This is a genomic window from Rhodosalinus sp. (genome assembly GCF_046542825.1).
Taxonomy (GTDB): Bacteria; Pseudomonadota; Alphaproteobacteria; order Rhodobacterales; family Rhodobacteraceae; genus Rhodosalinus.
The window spans coordinates 1-15,344 of record NZ_JBKHAQ010000067.1 but is presented as its reverse complement, the minus strand read 5'-3'; the positions used below and the strand labels follow the sequence as shown (position 1 = coordinate 15,344).

15 protein-coding genes are annotated in these 15,344 nt (G+C 68.7%); 10 read left to right on the top strand and 5 right to left on the bottom strand.

What is annotated here, in order from left to right; genetic code table 11:
- Positions 1-169 precede the first annotated feature (169 nt).
- The 10 genes from ACLFOB_RS09910 to ACLFOB_RS09865 all read left to right on the top strand — a co-directional run bounded on the left by ACLFOB_RS09910 (position 170) and on the right by ACLFOB_RS09865 (position 10,547).
- The gene (locus ACLFOB_RS09910) at positions 170-1,543 is read left to right on the top strand and encodes a trypsin-like peptidase domain-containing protein (RefSeq protein WP_410925977.1); all 1,374 of its coding nucleotides are present in this window, start codon (positions 170-172) and stop codon (positions 1,541-1,543) included.
- A gap of 5 nt (positions 1,544-1,548) precedes the next feature.
- A complete protein-coding gene (locus tag ACLFOB_RS09905; protein ID WP_410925976.1) occupies positions 1,549-2,877 on the top strand; it encodes a replication-associated recombination protein A in 1,329 nt (442 codons plus the stop codon).
- Between the two features lie 128 nt (positions 2,878-3,005).
- Positions 3,006-3,383 (top strand): fluoride efflux transporter CrcB, encoded by a 378-nt coding sequence (crcB, locus tag ACLFOB_RS09900; RefSeq protein WP_410915601.1) that lies wholly within the window; start codon positions 3,006-3,008, stop codon positions 3,381-3,383.
- Complete coding sequence (locus ACLFOB_RS09895; protein WP_410925975.1) at positions 3,380-4,423, top strand: RluA family pseudouridine synthase; 1,044 nt, start codon at positions 3,380-3,382, stop codon at positions 4,421-4,423. The genes crcB and ACLFOB_RS09895 overlap by 4 nt, the downstream gene beginning before the upstream one ends.
- The gene (locus ACLFOB_RS09890) at positions 4,420-5,097 is read left to right on the top strand and encodes an HAD-IA family hydrolase (protein ID WP_410925974.1); all 678 of its coding nucleotides are present in this window, start codon (positions 4,420-4,422) and stop codon (positions 5,095-5,097) included. Before ACLFOB_RS09895 ends, ACLFOB_RS09890 begins: the two co-directional genes overlap by 4 nt.
- Positions 5,094-5,825: an ATP12 family chaperone protein gene (locus ACLFOB_RS09885; RefSeq protein WP_410925973.1), complete on the top strand. Its 732-nt coding sequence runs from the start codon at positions 5,094-5,096 to the stop codon at positions 5,823-5,825. Before ACLFOB_RS09890 ends, ACLFOB_RS09885 begins: the two co-directional genes overlap by 4 nt.
- Positions 5,826-6,025: 200 nt before the next feature.
- The gene (locus ACLFOB_RS09880) at positions 6,026-7,042 is read left to right on the top strand and encodes an amino acid ABC transporter substrate-binding protein (RefSeq protein ID WP_410915597.1); all 1,017 of its coding nucleotides are present in this window, start codon (positions 6,026-6,028) and stop codon (positions 7,040-7,042) included.
- A 130-nt stretch (positions 7,043-7,172) separates the two neighbouring features.
- Positions 7,173-8,393, top strand: a complete 1,221-nt coding sequence (locus ACLFOB_RS09875) for an amino acid ABC transporter permease (RefSeq protein WP_410925972.1) — start codon at positions 7,173-7,175, stop codon at positions 8,391-8,393.
- A 27-nt stretch (positions 8,394-8,420) separates the two neighbouring features.
- Positions 8,421-9,728, top strand: a complete 1,308-nt coding sequence (locus ACLFOB_RS09870; RefSeq protein ID WP_410925971.1) for an amino acid ABC transporter permease — start codon at positions 8,421-8,423, stop codon at positions 9,726-9,728.
- A 12-nt stretch (positions 9,729-9,740) separates the two neighbouring features.
- Positions 9,741-10,547 (top strand): amino acid ABC transporter ATP-binding protein, encoded by an 807-nt coding sequence (locus ACLFOB_RS09865; RefSeq protein WP_410925970.1) that lies wholly within the window; start codon positions 9,741-9,743, stop codon positions 10,545-10,547.
- Between the two features lie 31 nt (positions 10,548-10,578).
- On the opposite strand, the gene ACLFOB_RS09860 is transcribed toward ACLFOB_RS09865, so the two are convergent.
- From ACLFOB_RS09860 to yidC, 5 genes are all read right to left on the bottom strand, one after another.
- The gene (locus tag ACLFOB_RS09860; protein WP_410915592.1) at positions 10,579-11,064 is read right to left on the bottom strand and encodes a SixA phosphatase family protein; all 486 of its coding nucleotides are present in this window, start codon (positions 11,062-11,064) and stop codon (positions 10,579-10,581) included.
- A 1-nt stretch (position 11,065) separates the two neighbouring features.
- Positions 11,066-11,941: an acetylglutamate kinase gene (gene argB, locus ACLFOB_RS09855; RefSeq protein ID WP_410925969.1), complete on the bottom strand. Its 876-nt coding sequence runs from the start codon at positions 11,939-11,941 to the stop codon at positions 11,066-11,068.
- 84 nt (positions 11,942-12,025) lie between these two features.
- Entirely contained in the window at positions 12,026-12,679 is a 654-nt protein-coding gene (gene yihA, locus ACLFOB_RS09850; protein ID WP_410925968.1) for a ribosome biogenesis GTP-binding protein YihA/YsxC, read from the bottom strand.
- Positions 12,676-13,419 carry an MOSC domain-containing protein gene (locus ACLFOB_RS09845; RefSeq protein WP_410925967.1) on the bottom strand — a complete coding sequence of 248 codons (744 nt, stop codon included), beginning with the start codon at positions 13,417-13,419 and terminating at the stop codon, positions 12,676-12,678. Before ACLFOB_RS09845 ends, yihA begins: the two co-directional genes overlap by 4 nt.
- Positions 13,416-15,236, bottom strand: a complete 1,821-nt coding sequence (yidC, locus tag ACLFOB_RS09840; protein WP_410918418.1) for a membrane protein insertase YidC — start codon at positions 15,234-15,236, stop codon at positions 13,416-13,418. The genes ACLFOB_RS09845 and yidC overlap by 4 nt, the downstream gene beginning before the upstream one ends.
- Between the last annotated feature and the right edge of the window lie 108 nt (positions 15,237-15,344).

Here is a 15,344-nt window from a genome sequence, read left to right as displayed (position 1 = left end):
CCGCCGACCGCGCGCGCCTTGCCGAAGAGGACGCCACCGAAGCGTGATCGCGGCCCTTGCCCACACATCGCGCCCCCGCGGGAGACCGCCGGGGGCGTCCTGCGTTCCGGGCCGGCTTGCAACCGCGGCTGGCCGCGCGCATATCGGGGCGGACCGAGGGAAGCCCCCGATGCTCCGCAGCCTCGCAGCCATCCTGATCCTCGCCGCCGCGCCGCTCGTTGCCGAGACGCGCGTGCCGTCCTCGCAGGCCGAGATCACCCTGTCCTTCGCCCCCGTGGTGCGCAAGGCCGCGCCGGCGGTGGTGAACATCTACGCCCGCCGCGTGGTCGAGGCGCGCGGGCCCTTCGACGACGATCCGTTCTTCCGCGAGTTCTTTCGCGAGTTCGCGCCGCAAAGGCCGCGGGTGCAGAACTCGCTCGGCTCCGGCGTGATCCTCACGGCCGATGGCTACGTCGTGTCCAACTACCACGTCGTCGGACGCGCCACCGACATCCGCGTGGTGTTGAACGACCGGCGCGAATTCTCGGCAGACCTCGTGCTGGCCGATGCCGAGGCGGACCTTGCGATCCTGCGGCTCGACGGAGGCGGGGATCTGCCGCACCTGCCGCTGCGCGACAGCGACACGCTGGAGGTGGGCGAACTGGTGCTGGCGATCGGCAATCCCTTCGGCGTGGGGCAGACGGTGTCGTCGGGGATCATCTCGGCCGTCGCGCGCTCCGGCCCTGCCACCGGCAACCTGCGCGGCTATTTCGTGCAGACCGATGCGCCGATCAATCCGGGCAACTCGGGCGGCGCGCTGGTGGACATGGCGGGGCGTCTCGTGGGCGTGAACACCGCGATCCTCAGCCGCTCGGGCGGATCGAACGGCATCGGCTTCGCCATTCCCGCAGCCCTCGTGGACCAGTTCGTCGAACAGGCGCGGGAAGGCGCCACGCGCTTCGAACGGCCCTGGGCCGGCATGAGCGGGCAGCCGGTCGATGCCGACATGGCAGAGGCGCTGGGCCTGCCCGCGCCGCGCGGCATGGTCGTGTCCGACCTGCATCCGCAGAGCCCCTTCGCCGCGGCCGGCGTGCGGGCAGGCGACGTGGTGCTCGACGTGGACGGTGCCGGGGTGAACGGCCCCGCCGGCATGCTCTACCGCCTCTCGATCGCGGGGCCGGGGGCCGAGGTCGCGACCACGATCTGGCGGGAGGGCAGGGAACGGGCGCTGCGGCTCTCGCTGGATCCGCCGCCCGAGGATCCGCCGCGCGAGGCGCTGACGCTGGGTCCGCGCTCGGCCCTGCCGGGGCTGTCGCTTGCCAATGTGAACCCCGCCGTGATCGCCGAGATGACCCTGCCGCTGCTCGATCGCGGCGTGGTGGTGACCGACCCCGGGCCATACGGTGCCCGGGCGGGATTGTCCGCAGGCGACGTGATCCTTGCCGTCTCTGGACGCGAGGTGACGCGCAGCCGCGAAGTGGCGCAGGCGCTTTCGACGGGCGGCTGGCACGAACTGGTCGTGCAGCGCGGCACGCGGCGTGTGGCACTGCGCTTCCGGGCCTGACGCGCATGGCCGATCTCTTCGACCGCGATCCGTCGACTGAAACCGCGCAGAGTCAGCCAGAGGCCGCCCCCCGCCCGCTGGCCGACCGGCTGCGCCCGCAGGCGCTGTCAGAGGTCATCGGGCAGCAGAAGCTACTCGGCCCCGGTGGGCCACTGGGCGCGATGCTGGCGGCGGGCACCCTGTCGTCCGTGGTGTTCTGGGGGCCGCCCGGCGTGGGCAAGACCACCATCGCGCGGCTTCTGGCGTGTGAGACGGAGATGGAGTTCGTACAGATCAGCGCGATCTTCACCGGCGTCGCGGAGCTTCGCAAGGTCTTCGAGGCGGCGAAGGAGCGGCGGCGCATGGGGCGCGGCACGCTGCTTTTCGTGGACGAGATCCACCGCTTCAACCGCGCCCAGCAGGACGGTTTCCTGCCGCATATGGAGGACGGCACGATCCTGCTTGTGGGCGCGACGACCGAGAACCCCAGCTTCGAGCTCAACGCGGCTCTGCTGTCCCGCGCGCAGGTCATGGTGCTGGAGCGGCTCACGCTGGCCGACCTCGAACTGCTCGCGCAGCGGGCCGAAGCGGCCGTGGGGCGGCCCCTGCCGCTGGACGGTGCGGCGCGCGAGGCGCTTCTGGAGATGGCCGACGGCGACGGGCGCGCGGCGCTCAACCTGATCGAGCAGGTGATGGGCTGGAACGTGGAGGGCCGGCTCGACGCGGCGCAGCTTTCAGACCGGCTGGCCCGGCGCGCGGCGCACTACGACAAGTCGGGCGATGCGCATTTCAACCTGATCTCGGCGCTGCACAAGTCGGTGCGGGGCTCGGACCCCGATGCCGCGCTCTACTGGTTCGCGCGGATGCTGGAGGGCGGCGAGGATCCCCGCTATCTCGCCCGCCGGATCACCCGGATGGCGGTCGAGGACATCGGGCTGGCCGATCCGCAGGCGCAGGCCGTCTGCCTGCAGGGCTGGGAGACCTACGAGCGGCTGGGCAGCCCCGAGGGCGAGTTGGCGCTGGCCCAGGCGGTTGTCTACCTGGCGCTCGCGCCCAAGTCGAACGCCGTCTACTCGGCCTACAAGGGCGCGCGGAAGGCAGCCAGGAGAACGGGATCGGCCCCGCCGCCGAAGCATATCCTGAATGCGCCCACCCGGCTGATGAAGGACGAAGGCTATGCCGCGGGCTACGCCTACGACCACGACGCCGAGGATGCCTTTTCCGGTCAGGACTATTTTCCCGAAAGCGTGGGGCGCGAGAGCTTCTACGCGCCGGTCGAGCGCGGCTTCGAGCGCGAGTTGCGCAAGCGGCTGGACTGGTTCGCCCGGCTCCGGGCGGAGCGTGGCGGCACATGACCACGCGCGAATTTTCGATCGAAAATTCGCGCGGGGCTGGCAGTGCCTCCGAAAATTCTTCGAACGAAGAATTTTCTGCGGCGCGGTGCTCGCTTGACACGCGAAGGGGCGCGCGCGACAGACCGGCCATGTGGGCGACCCTTCTGCAGGTTGCGCTCGGCGGGGCGCTGGGCGCGGTGGCACGGTATCTGACCGGCGCCGCGGCGATCCGCCTGCTGGGGCCCGGGTTTCCTTGGGGGACGCTGGCGGTGAACGTGCTGGGCTCGTTCCTGATGGGGGTCCTGGTGGTGGTGCTGGCACAGCTTTCCGCAACCCGGCTCGCGCCGTTCCTGATGACCGGCATACTGGGCGGCTTCACCACCTTCTCGGCCTTCTCGCTTGACGCGCTGACGCTCTGGGAGCGGGGGCAGGGGACGCTGGCCGCGCTCTACGTCGCGGCCTCGGTCGGGCTGTCCCTGGCGGCGATCGCGGCAGGGCTGCTTGCCGCGCGGAGCGCGCTCACATGAGCGTCGAGCACGTCACCGTCGGGCCGGAGGATGCCGCGCAGCGCCTCGACCGCTGGCTCAGGCGGCGCTATCCGCAGCTCACGCAGGGGCGGATCGAGAAGATGTGCCGCAAGGGCGAGGTGCGCGTCGATGGCGGGCGAGTGAAACCCGCCTTCCGGCTGGAAGAGGGGCAGAGCGTGCGCGTGCCGCCCTTACCCGCCGAAGGGGCAGCGTCCGCGCCCCGGCCTGCGGCGCCCAGCGCAGCGGATGCCGAAATGATCCGGACCTGCGTGCTCTGGCGCGACGATCACATGCTGGTGCTGAACAAGCCGCCCGGCCTTGCCGTGCAGGGCGGCAGCGGGCAGACGCGGCATGTGGACGCTCTGGCGGACGCGCTGCGCTTCGGCGCCGACGAGGCGCCGCGCCTCGTGCATCGGCTGGACCGCGACACGTCCGGCCTGTTGCTCATGGCGCGCACGCGGCGCGTGGCGGCCGGGCTGACTGCCGCCTTCCGGGCGAAGGAGACGCGCAAGATCTACTGGGCCGCCGTCGCGGGCGTGCCCAGCCCGCACATGGGCACCATCCGCTACGGCCTCGTGAAGGCGCCCGGTCACGGGCCGAAGGGCGAGGGCGAGAAGATGCAGCTTGTCCATCCCGACGAGGTCGAGGCGACAAGGGGCGCGAAGCGCGCGGTGACCGACTACGCGGTGATCGAGGGGCTGGCCAGGCGTGCGGCCTGGGTCGCGCTGGTGCCTGTCACGGGGCGCACCCACCAGTTGCGCGCGCATATGGCCGGGATCGGGCATCCCGTCGTGGGCGACGGGAAATACGGCGGCCGCGGCCAGGAAAACTGGGGCGAGGGCTGGGGCGCGCAGCTGGGGGGCGAGGTCAGCCGCAAGCTGCACCTGCACGCGCGCGCGCTGATGGTGACCCACCCCGTCACGGGTGAGCGGCTGTCCTTTACCGCACCGCTGCCCGCGCACATGCGCCGCACTTGGGAGATGCTGGGCTGGCGCGAGGCGGACGCGCCCGAGGACCCCTTCGCGGAGGCGGAGGCTTGAGCGCGGTGCGGCTGGTGGTCTTCGACGTGGACGGCACGCTGGTCGACAGCCAGGCCGACATCCTGGGCGCGATGGCCGCAGCCTTCGGCGCGATGGGTCTGGCGATGCCGGAGAAGCGGGCGGTGCTGAACATCGTCGGGCTGTCGCTCGACCATGCGATGCCGCGGCTGGCGCCCGATCTGCCGTTCGACGCCCACGCCGAACTGGTTCATCGCTATAAGGAGGCTTATGCCGGGCTTCGCGCGCGGGGACGGATCGAGGAGACCTCGCCGCTCTATCCCGGCGCGCGCGAGATTCTCGACCTGCTGTCGCGAGAGGACGATCTGCTGCTCGGCATCGCCACAGGCAAGTCGCGGCGGGGGCTCGACGTGCTGCTGCAGGCGCATGGGCTGGGCCTTCACTTCGTCACGCAGCAGGTGGCCGATCACCATCCGTCGAAGCCGCATCCCTCGATGCTGCTGAGCGCACTTGCCGAAACCGGTGTCGATCCGCATGACGCAGTGATGGTGGGGGATACGAGCTACGACATGGAGATGGCGCGGGCCGCCGGCCTGCGCGCCGTCGGGGTGCGCTGGGGCTATCACGCCGGGCCGGCGCTGGCGGCGGCGGATGTGCTGATCGACCGATGGGCCGATTTTCCGCGCGCGCTCGACCGGTTGCAGGAGGTGGCATGACCGAATGGGCGGCGCGCCGGTTCTGGACAGAGGCGACAGCGGTCGAGTCGGATGAGGGGCATGCGGTCGTGCTCGACGGCCGGCCGCTGCGCACGCCGGCACGGGTGCCGCTGGTGCTGCCGTCGCGCCTGCTGGCCGAGGCGGTGGCGCGCGAGTGGCAGGATCAGCCGGAAACGATCGACCCGCGCGCCATGCCGCTCACGCGTGCGGCCAACTCTGCCATCGACCGGGTGGCGCCGGCGCGTGCCGCCGTGATCGCGATGCTTGCCGACTACGGCGAGACGGACCTGCTGTGCTACCGGGCAGAGGCGCCCGCAACGCTGGCAGAGCGACAGGGGGCCGCCTGGGACCCGATGCTCGACTGGGCGGCGGAGGCGCTGGGCGCGCGGCTCGTCTGCGGGGCAGGGGTGATGCATGTCGCGCAGCCCGAGGGCAGCCTGCGCGCGCTGCGCGCGGCAATCGAGCCGCTGGACGCCTTTGAACTCACCGGGCTCAACGATCTCGTGACGCTGTCAGGCTCGCTGATCCTGGGCCTCGCGGTGGCGCGCGGGGCCGATGCGCCGCAGCGGCTGTGGGAGCTCTCGCGCATCGACGAGACCTGGCAGGCCGAGCAGTGGGGCGAGGACGCGGAAGCCGCCGCGGCGGCGGAAGACCGCAGGCGCTCGTTCCTGCGCGCGGCACGCTTCGTCGCGCTGGCACGCGGGCAGCAGGCGCCCCTGGACTTCTGACACCCGGGCAGGAGCCGCGGGTTCCGACCGGGCCCGATCCGCGTCCGCACGAACGCCGCAATAGGGCGCTGCGGGTTGACCTTTGAGGATGAATCCTTTCACAGTCATCGCGCCGTTATCGAGGTTCTACCCCGAAATAATGACGAAGCCGGCTGCAGGGCTGCTCGCCACACAGGGCGGAGAATCAGGAAGAGGAAACGATGAAAAGAACCTATATTCTGGGCGCACTCACGGCTGCCGGCGTGATGGCGGGCGCGGCCGGTGCGGCGACGCTTGACGACGTCAAGGCGCGCGGCACCCTGAACTGCGGCGTGAACACCGGCCTTGTCGGGTTCGCCGCGCCGAACGCCGAAGGCGAATGGGAAGGGTTCGACGTGGCGGTCTGCCGCGCCGTCGCGGCCGCTGTTCTGGGCGATGCCTCGGCCGTGGAATTCGTCTCGCTCACCGGCAAGACGCGCTTCACCGCGCTCGCCTCGGGCGAGATCGACATGCTGTCGCGCAACACCACCTGGACCTTCACCCGCGACGTGGACCTCAAGTTCGAGTTCACCGGCATCAACTACTACGACGGCCAGGGCTTCATCGTGCCGCGCGAACTGGGCGTGTCGTCGGCCACGGAACTCGACGGGGCCTCGATCTGCATCCAGACCGGCACCACGACCGAACTCAATCTCGCGGACTATTTCCGCAAGAACAACATGGAATATGATCCGGTCCCGATCGAGACGAACGCCGAGGCGCTCCAGCTCTACAACGAGGGCTCCTGCGACGCCTATACCACCGATGCCTCGGGTCTGGCCGCGTCGCGTGCCACCTTCGAAACTCCCGGCGACCACGTGATCCTGCCCGAGATCATCTCGAAAGAGCCGCTTGGCCCGCTCGTGCGGCATGGCGACAACGAATGGGGCGACGTCGTGCGCTGGACGCTCAACGCGCTCATCGCCGCCGAAGAGCTTGGCGTCACCTCGGCCAACATCGACGAGCTGGCGCAGGGCACCAACAGCCCCGAGATCAACCGGATGCTCGGCACCGAGGGCAACCTGGGCGAGATGCTGGGCCTCGACGCGGAATGGGCCCTGCGTGCCATAAAGGCGGGCGGCAACTACGGCGAGATCTTCGCGCGCCACATCGGCGAGAGCACGCCCATCGGGCTGGCCCGCGGGCTCAACGCCCAGTGGACCGAAGGCGGCCTGATGTATGCTCCGCCCTTCCGCTAGGGCGACCTGACGGACGGGGCGCCGTGCGCGCCCCGTCCTCCCCCACACCCATCGCCGGAAAGGGTGCTTTCCCACGAGCGGGAACAAACCCCGCCGCAGCGATGGAGTCCGCGCCGACAGGGATCAGCACATGGCCAAAGTGACGGACCCAGAGCCGCCGCGTGAGGCGTTCCGGCTTTCCATGCTGCTGAACGACACGCGTTATCGCGGCTATACCTTCCAGTTCATCGCGCTGTTCCTGCTGATCCTGTTCATGGCCTACCTTGGCTGGAACCTCGTGCGAAATCTGGTGGACCAGGGGCAGGACATCTCGTTCCGGTTCATGGGCCAGTCGGCCAGCTACGACATCAACCAGCGGCTGATCCCCTACGACAGCCAGAACACGCACCTGCGCGCGGCCTTCGTGGGCGTGCTCAACACGCTGCTCGTCGCCTTTCTGGGCTGCATCACGGCGACCATTCTCGGCGTTCTGGCCGGCGTTCTGCGGCTGTCGAAGAACTGGCTCGTCGCCAGGCTGATGGCCTTCTACGTCGAGATCTTCCGCAACGTGCCGGTGCTGATCTGGATCCTGATCATCTTCTTCGTGATGACCGCCGCGCTGCCGGCGCCGCGCGCCTTTCGCGGCGACGACCCCGAGGCCTCGATGCTGTTCGGCGCCGTCGCCTTCACCAACCGCGGCGTCTATGTCCCGCGGCCGATCTGGGAGACTGGGTCGACCATTGTCGTTCTGGTGTTCCTTGCGTCTGTGTTCGCAGCCTTTGCCTATCGCCGCTACGCGACGAAACTGCTTTACGAGACCGGGCGGCTTCTGCCGATGGGCTGGCCCTCGCTCGCCATTCTGATCGTTCCCACGGTGCTGGCCTTTTGCGCCCTCGGGCAACCCATCACGCTGGAATATCCCGAATTGCGCGGCTTCAACTTTCAGGACGGCATCCAGGTGCGCGGCTCGATGATCGCGCTGTGGTTCGCGCTGGCGATCTATACCGGCGCCTTCATCGCCGAGAACGTGCGCGCCGGCATCCAGTCGGTGAGCTACGGCCAGACCGAGGCGGCATCGGCGCTGGGCCTGCGCCCGCGCCGGATCATGAGCCTGGTGATCCTGCCGCAGGCGCTGCGCGTGGTGATCCCGCCGGTGATCTCGCAATACCTGAACCTGACGAAGAACAGTTCGCTGGCGATCGCGGTGGGCTACATGGACATCACCGGCACGCTGGGGGGCATCACGCTGAACCAGACGGGCCGGGCGATCGAGTCCGTGCTGCTTCTGATGCTGTTCTACCTCGTCATTTCGCTTTCGATCTCGGCGGTGATGAACGTCTACAACAACGCCGTGAAGCTGAAGGAGCGCTGAGATGGCCGCCCCGACGGAGCCCCTCCGATGAGCGACACCCATGCGCAGGCCGCACGGCTCGCCTTCGTGCGGGCCGAGGTGATTCCGCCCGCTCCGCCGCCCATTGCCGAAGCCGGCCTCGTAAAGTGGCTGCGCGAGAACCTGTTTTCCTCTATCGGCAACACGATCCTGACGCTGGTGTCGCTCTGGGCGATCTGGTGGGTGCTGTCCGCCACCCTGCCGTGGGTCTTCAACGGCGTCTGGAATGCCAACAGCCTGCAGGAGTGCCGCGAGATCCTGGACGGCGCCACGGGTGCCTGCTGGGCGGTGATCCGCGAACGCTGGGAGCAGCTTCTGTTCGGCGTGACCTATCCCTCGAACGGCTACTGGCGGCCGACACTGGCCTTCGTCCTGCTGTTCGTCGCGCTGGCGCCGGTGCTCTTTCCGAAGGCGCCGCGGACCATGCTGCCCTTCACCGCCGTCTATCCCTTTCTCGCCTATTTCCTGATCTGGGGTGGCGCGATCTGGGTGCCGCTGATGGCGGCGGGCGGTTTCGTGGTGGGCTACCTCGTCTTCCAACGGCTCGTCACGCAGAGCTTCGCCATGGGCTTCTTCGGGGCCATCGGTGCCGCGCTCGTCTTCTGGTGGCTGTCGGGCTTCGTGACGCCCACGCTGACCGCGCTCGCGCCCATCACCCTGGAGGCGGTGCCGTCCCGCGACATGGGCGGCTTCATGCTGAACCTGATCCTGGGAACCGTCTGTGTGTCGCTGTCCCTGCCCATCGGGATCGCGCTGGCGTTGGGGCGGCAATCATCCATGCCGATCATCAAGTGGATCTGCGTGATCTTCATCGAGTTCATCCGCGGTGTGCCGCTGATCACGCTGCTCTTCGTGGCGAACGTGGTGCTGGGCTATTTCCTGCCGCCCGAGTCCTCCTTCGACCTGATCCTGCGGGTGATCATCATGATCACCATGTTCGCCTCGGCCTACATCGCCGAGGTGGTGCGCGGGGGCCTCGCGGCGCTGCCCAAGGGGCAGTACGAGGCCGCGGCGGCGCTGGGCCTCGACTACCCGCAGGCGATGCGCCTGATCATTCTGCCGCAGGCGCTGAAGATCTCGATACCGGGCATCGTCAACGTGGCGGTCGGGCTTTTCAAGGACACCACGCTGGTCTCTGTCATCGCGATGTTCGACCTTGTCGGCATGATCCGCGGCCCGATCCTTGCCTCGACCGCCTGGAACGGCGTCTACTGGGAGCTCTTCGGGTTCGCCGCTGCGCTCTTCTTCGTCGTCTGCTACGGCATATCGCAATACTCGCAATGGCTGGAGCGTCAGCTTCAGACCGATCGCCGATAGGGAATGACCTTCATGACGGAAATCCCCCAGCCCCACCCCGAGAACGTGACGCCCGTGGACCGGGCCCAGTTGAATGTCTCGGACGAGATCGCGATCGAGATCGCAGCGATGAACAAGTGGTTCGGGCAGTTCCACGTCCTGCGCGACATCGACCTGACGGTCTATCGCGGCGAACGCATCGTGATCTGCGGCCCCTCCGGCTCGGGCAAGTCCACGCTCATCCGCTGCATCAATGCGCTGGAAGAACACCAGAAGGGCCGTGTCGTCGTCGACGGCACGGAACTGTCCTCGAACCTCAGGAACATAGATACCATCCGCTCCGAGGTCGGGATGGTGTTTCAGCACTTCAACCTGTTCCCGCATCTGACCATCCTGGAGAATTGCACGCTGGCGCCGATCTGGGTGCGCAAGACGCCCAAGAAGGAGGCCGAGGAAGATGCGATGCACTTCCTCACCAAGGTCAAGATCCCCGAACAGGCGCACAAGTATCCCGGCCAGCTTTCGGGCGGGCAGCAGCAGCGCGTGGCGATCGCGCGGTCGCTCTGCATGCGGCCCAAGATCATGCTGTTCGACGAACCCACCAGCGCGCTCGATCCCGAAATGATCAAGGAGGTGCTGGACACCATGATCGCGCTTGCCGAAGAAGGGATGACCATGCTGGTGGTCACGCACGAGATGGGCTTTGCCCGTCAGGTCGCGAACCGCGTGATCTTCATGGACCAGGGCCAGATCGTCGAGCAGAACGAGCCCGAGGCCTTCTTCGGCAACCCGCAGAACGAGCGCACCAAGCTCTTCCTGAGCCAGATCCTGGGGCACTGAAGGGCAAGCGCCCGAGGGGGCGGGCCACGCGCTATTCCAGGTCGCGCGGGGTCACGAAGTCCACCGCGCGGGCCTCGCCGAAGCCGGCGTCGTCCCACACGTCGATGTCGAAGTCGGCGACCAGCGTGGCCGCCGTTGGATAGTCGCGAAAACGGGGGTGTTCCGGCGCCTCCGCCAAGATCCGCTGCGCGAACTCCCCGATGCCGGGATTGTGGCCGATGAGCGCGACGGTCCGGCCCTCTGCGGCGCGCAGCACCTCCATGATGTCCTCGGCCTCGGCGTGATAGAGCATGCGCGCGAATGTCACGGGAGCCTCGATCCCCAGCCCGCTCGATGTCTGCCGTGTGCGCACTGCGTCGGAGCAGAGCACCTCGTCCGGCAGATACCCCTGTGCGCGCAGCCACTCCCCGATCAGCGGCGCAGAGCGCAGCCCGCGCTTGTTGAGCGGGCGCGCGTGGTCGTCCAGCGCCTGCGACCAGTCCGATTTCGCATGACGGATCAGGATCAGCCGCCGCATCCTAGCGCCCCATCCGGTGCGCGGGGCGGATCAGCGTGCCGGCCCCGTGCTCGGTGTAAAGCTCCAGCAGGCAGGCGTTGGGCGCGCGGCCGTCAAGGATCACCACGCCGCGCACGCCGCCCTCGATGGCCGCGAGCGCGGTCTCGGTCTTGGGGATCATGCCGCCCGCGATCACGCCGGCCTCGGTCATCTCGCGGATCGTCTCGGCCGAAAGCTCCTCCTGCACGTCGCCCGCGGCGTTCTTCACGCCCGCCACGTCGGTCAGCAGCAGCAGCCGGTCGGCCCGAAGCGCCGCGGCGATGGCGCCGGCGGCGGTGTCGCCGTTGACGTTGAAGGTCTCGCCAGCGCGGCCCATGCCGATGGGGGCGATCACCGGCACGATCCCCTTGTCGAAGAGGTCGCGCAGGAAGCCTGCGTTCACCTCGGACGGTGTGCCGACGAAGCCCAGCGCGGGGTCGGTCCGGTCGCAGATCATCAGGCCCGCGTCCTTGCCCGACAGGCCGACCGCCTTGCCGCCCTGCGCGCCGATGGCCTGCACGATGCGCTTGTTGACGCGGCCCGACAGCACCATCTCGACCACCTCGATGGTCGCCGCGTCCGTCACCCGCCTGCCGCCAACGAAGTCCGAGGTCACGCCCAGCTTGTCCAGCATGGCGTTGATCATCGGGCCGCCGCCATGCACCACCACGGGGTTCACGCCCACCATCCGCATCAGCACGACGTCGCGGGCGAATTCCTCCATCGCGGTGTCGTCGCCCATCGCGTGGCCGCCCAGCTTGATGACCACCACGGCGCCGTCGTAGCGCTGCAGGTAGGGCAGCGCCTGGCTCAGCGTCCGGGCGGTGGCGATCCAGTCGCGCGCGCTCTGTTTCGGCATGGGCGGCCCTCCTCGCCGCGCGTTATCCCCGGCGGCGCGGCCGGGCGCAAGGCGAAGAGCGCGCGCCCGCGCGCGATGCGCCGCTCAGGTCAGGCCTGCCACGATCGCGCGCAGCGTGGCCAGCCCCTCGCCGGTCTCCGACGAGGTCAGCACCAGTTCGGGGAAGGCGGCGGGATGCCGCGCCAGCGCGGCGCGCACCTGCTCCAGCACGCGTGCGCGCTCGGCCGGTTTGATCTTGTCGTCCTTGGTCAGCACCACCTGAAAGGTCACCGCGGCGCCGTCGAGCAGCCTCATGATCTCTTCGTCGGGCGGCTTCACCCCGTGCCGCGCGTCGATCAGCACGAAGGCGCGGCGCAGGGTGGCGCGCCCCGCAAGATAGGCCTTGAGCAGCCGCTGCCAGCGTTCGACCACCTGCAGCGGCGCCTTGGCGTAACCGTAGCCCGGCAGGTCCACGAGATAGTGGCTGTCGCCAAGCGTGAAGAAATTGATCTCCTGCGTTCGTCCGGGCGTGTTCGAGGTCCGGGCCAGCCCCTTGCGGCCCGCGAGCGCGTTGATCAGGCTGGACTTGCCCACGTTCGACCGGCCCGCGAAGCAGACCTCGGGGCGGTCGCCGGGCGGCAGCCCGTCCATCGCCACCACGCCCTTGAGGAAGTCGACAGGGCCGGCGAACAGCCTGCGCCCCGCTTCCTCCGTCGCCGCGTCGGGCGGATCGGCAAGCGGGAAAGGTAGCGGCGTCATGCGAGGATCACGGCATCGCCCGCCGCGATCTCGCCGCCCTCGGCCACCTCGGCATAGACGGCGAAATCCTCGTGCCCCCAGCTTCGCAGGAGCGCCAGCGTGTCCACGTCGACGCGCCCCGTCTCGGGGTTCGCCGCGGTGGCGGTGCAGCGCCCGGTGCGCTCGACCACGCGCAGGACCGCATCGCCCACACGGATATCGCGGCCCACAAGGTCGAACTCTTCCCAGGGCGCCAGACCCTCGACCCAGAGATTGCCGCGCCAGCGATGGCGCGACAGCGGCCGCCCGTGCCGCTGCTCGACCGCGCGGTGCGAGGCATGGTTGCAGATCGAGATCGAGGGGAAATCGGTGTCGGTCATGCCGCGATCGGGCGCGCGCACGATCCGCGCCGGCGCCGCGCGCCCCTCGGGTATCAGCGGACCCACCCAGTCAAGGAAGGCCGCCGCCTCGTCGTCGGGGCGAAAGGTCAGCTCCGGCCGCTCGGGGTGGCGCAGCGTGACGGTCTTAGTCGCTTCGTCGAGGCGCGCCTCGATCGCCATCAGCGAGGGTGCCTTGGCGCCCCGCGTGAACTCGGCGCATCGCGCCCAGCCGCTGCCGTCGGCGCGTGAGGCTTCGTGCGCCACGGCCCAGGCGCGGTCCCAGGGCAGCGTGGCGCCCGCCGCCAGCGTGACCCGGTCCAGCGCCTCCCGGCCGTGCGCCTTGATCGGGTGGCGCCAGATCCCGGTCAGGCGCGCGGTCATTTGCTTTCTGTCTTGGCCTTGCGCCGGAAGCTCGACAGGATGTTCCCCATCAGGTCGGGCTTGTAGCCCTGGCTGCGCATGATCGCGTACTGCTGCGTGAAGGTAATCACGTTGTTCGCGATCCAGTAGAGCACCAGCCCGCTGGCGAAGCTGCCCAGCATGAACATGAAGATCCACGGCATCCAGGCGAAGATCATCTTCTGCGTCGGATCGGTCGGCGCCGGATTGAGTTTCATCTGCAGCCACATCGAAGCGCCCAGAACGATGGGCAGAATGCCCACGAAGATCAGCGCGACGAGCGACTCGGGGTGCGGCGCAGCCCAGGGCAAGAGCCCGAAGAGGTTCATGATCGAGGTCGGGTCGGGCGCCGACAGGTCGTTGAACGGCCCAAGCCAGGGCGCATGCCGCAACTCGATCGTGACGAAGATCACCTTGTAGAGCGAGAAGAAGATCGGGATTTGCAGCAGGATGGGGAGGCAGCCGGAGGCGGGATTCACCTTCTCCTTCTTGTAGAGCTCCATCATCTCCTGCTGGAGCTTCTGGCGGTCGTCGCCCGCGCGCTCCTTGATCTTCTCCATCTCCGGCTGAAGCTCCTTCATCTTCGCCATCGAGACGTAGGACTTGTAGGCGAGCGGCAGCAGCACCGCCTTGATGATCAGCGTCAGCCCGATGATCGCCCAGCCCATGTTGCCGATGATCAGGTTGATTTCGTGCAGCAGCCAGAAGATCGGCTTGGTGAGGAAAAAGAACCAGCCCCAGTCGATCGAGTCGATGAAGCGGTCGACGCCGGCACGCTGGTAGTCGCGGATCGCATCCCATTCCTTCGCGCCGGCGAAAAGCTGGGAGGTGACCTCGGCCGAGGCGCCGGGGGCGAGCGTCTGCGTCGGCAGCACCGTCTCTGTCTGGTAGATATCGCGCCGGTCGTCGTATTTTGCCGCGGCCTTGAAGGCGGTGTCTGCCGGCGGGACCAGCGTGGTCATCCAGTAATGGTCGGTGAAGCCGATCCAGCCATTCTCCGAGACGCGGATCACCTCTGCGCGCGCGCCTTCCGCCGGGTCGACCTCGCGGTCGGCGACATCGTCGTAGTCGATCTCCGACAGCGTGCCGTCCGCCATCGCGACGACACCCTCATGCAGGATGAAGAAGTTCTTGAGGTCCTGCGGCTCGCCGTGCCGCGCCACCAGCCCGTAGGGCGCAAGGCTGACCGTGGCGTCGCCCGTGTTGGTGACCGACTGGGTGATGCTGAACATGTAGTTTTCGTCCACCGCGATCCGCCGGGTGAACGTAAGGCCGGCGTCGTTCTCCCATGTCAGGGTCACGGGGCTGTCGGGGGCGAGCCGGGCCTCGCCGTCGACCTGCCACAGCGTGTCGGGGCCCGGCACCTGCTCGGGGCTCAGCCCCTGGCCGGGCGCCCAGCCGTGGAGGGCGTAATAGGCATTCTGGGTGCCGACGGGGCGTAACAGGTCGACGATCGGCGCGTCGGGATCGGGTTCGACGCGGTAGTCGCGGAGCGCGAGCGTGTCGATCCGCCCGCCGCGCAGCGAGATCGAGCCGGACAGGCGCGGCGTGTCGATCTCGAGCCGCGGCGCGTCTGCTCCCTCGGTTTCCGTCGCTGCGCCGGTTCCCGGAGAGGCGGGCGCGGTGCCGGGAGTGTCGTCCGGGCTGGGTGTCGAGAGCTCGGCAGGGGCGGAGGTCTCGGTATCGCCGGCGTTGGGATCCTGCTGCGGCTCGGGCGGCGGGAAGAGCAGGAACCAGATCAGGATGACGCCGAAGCTCAGCGCCGTCGCCAGGATGAGGTTCTTGTTCTGATCGTCCATGAAGCGCCGCCCCGGTGGCTGGATGTCTCGCCGAAAGTCAGAGCAGGGTTCAACAGACCGTGGCGGCAAAGGTCAAGGACAAAGGGCGCGGCACGACGAAGCGTCGCC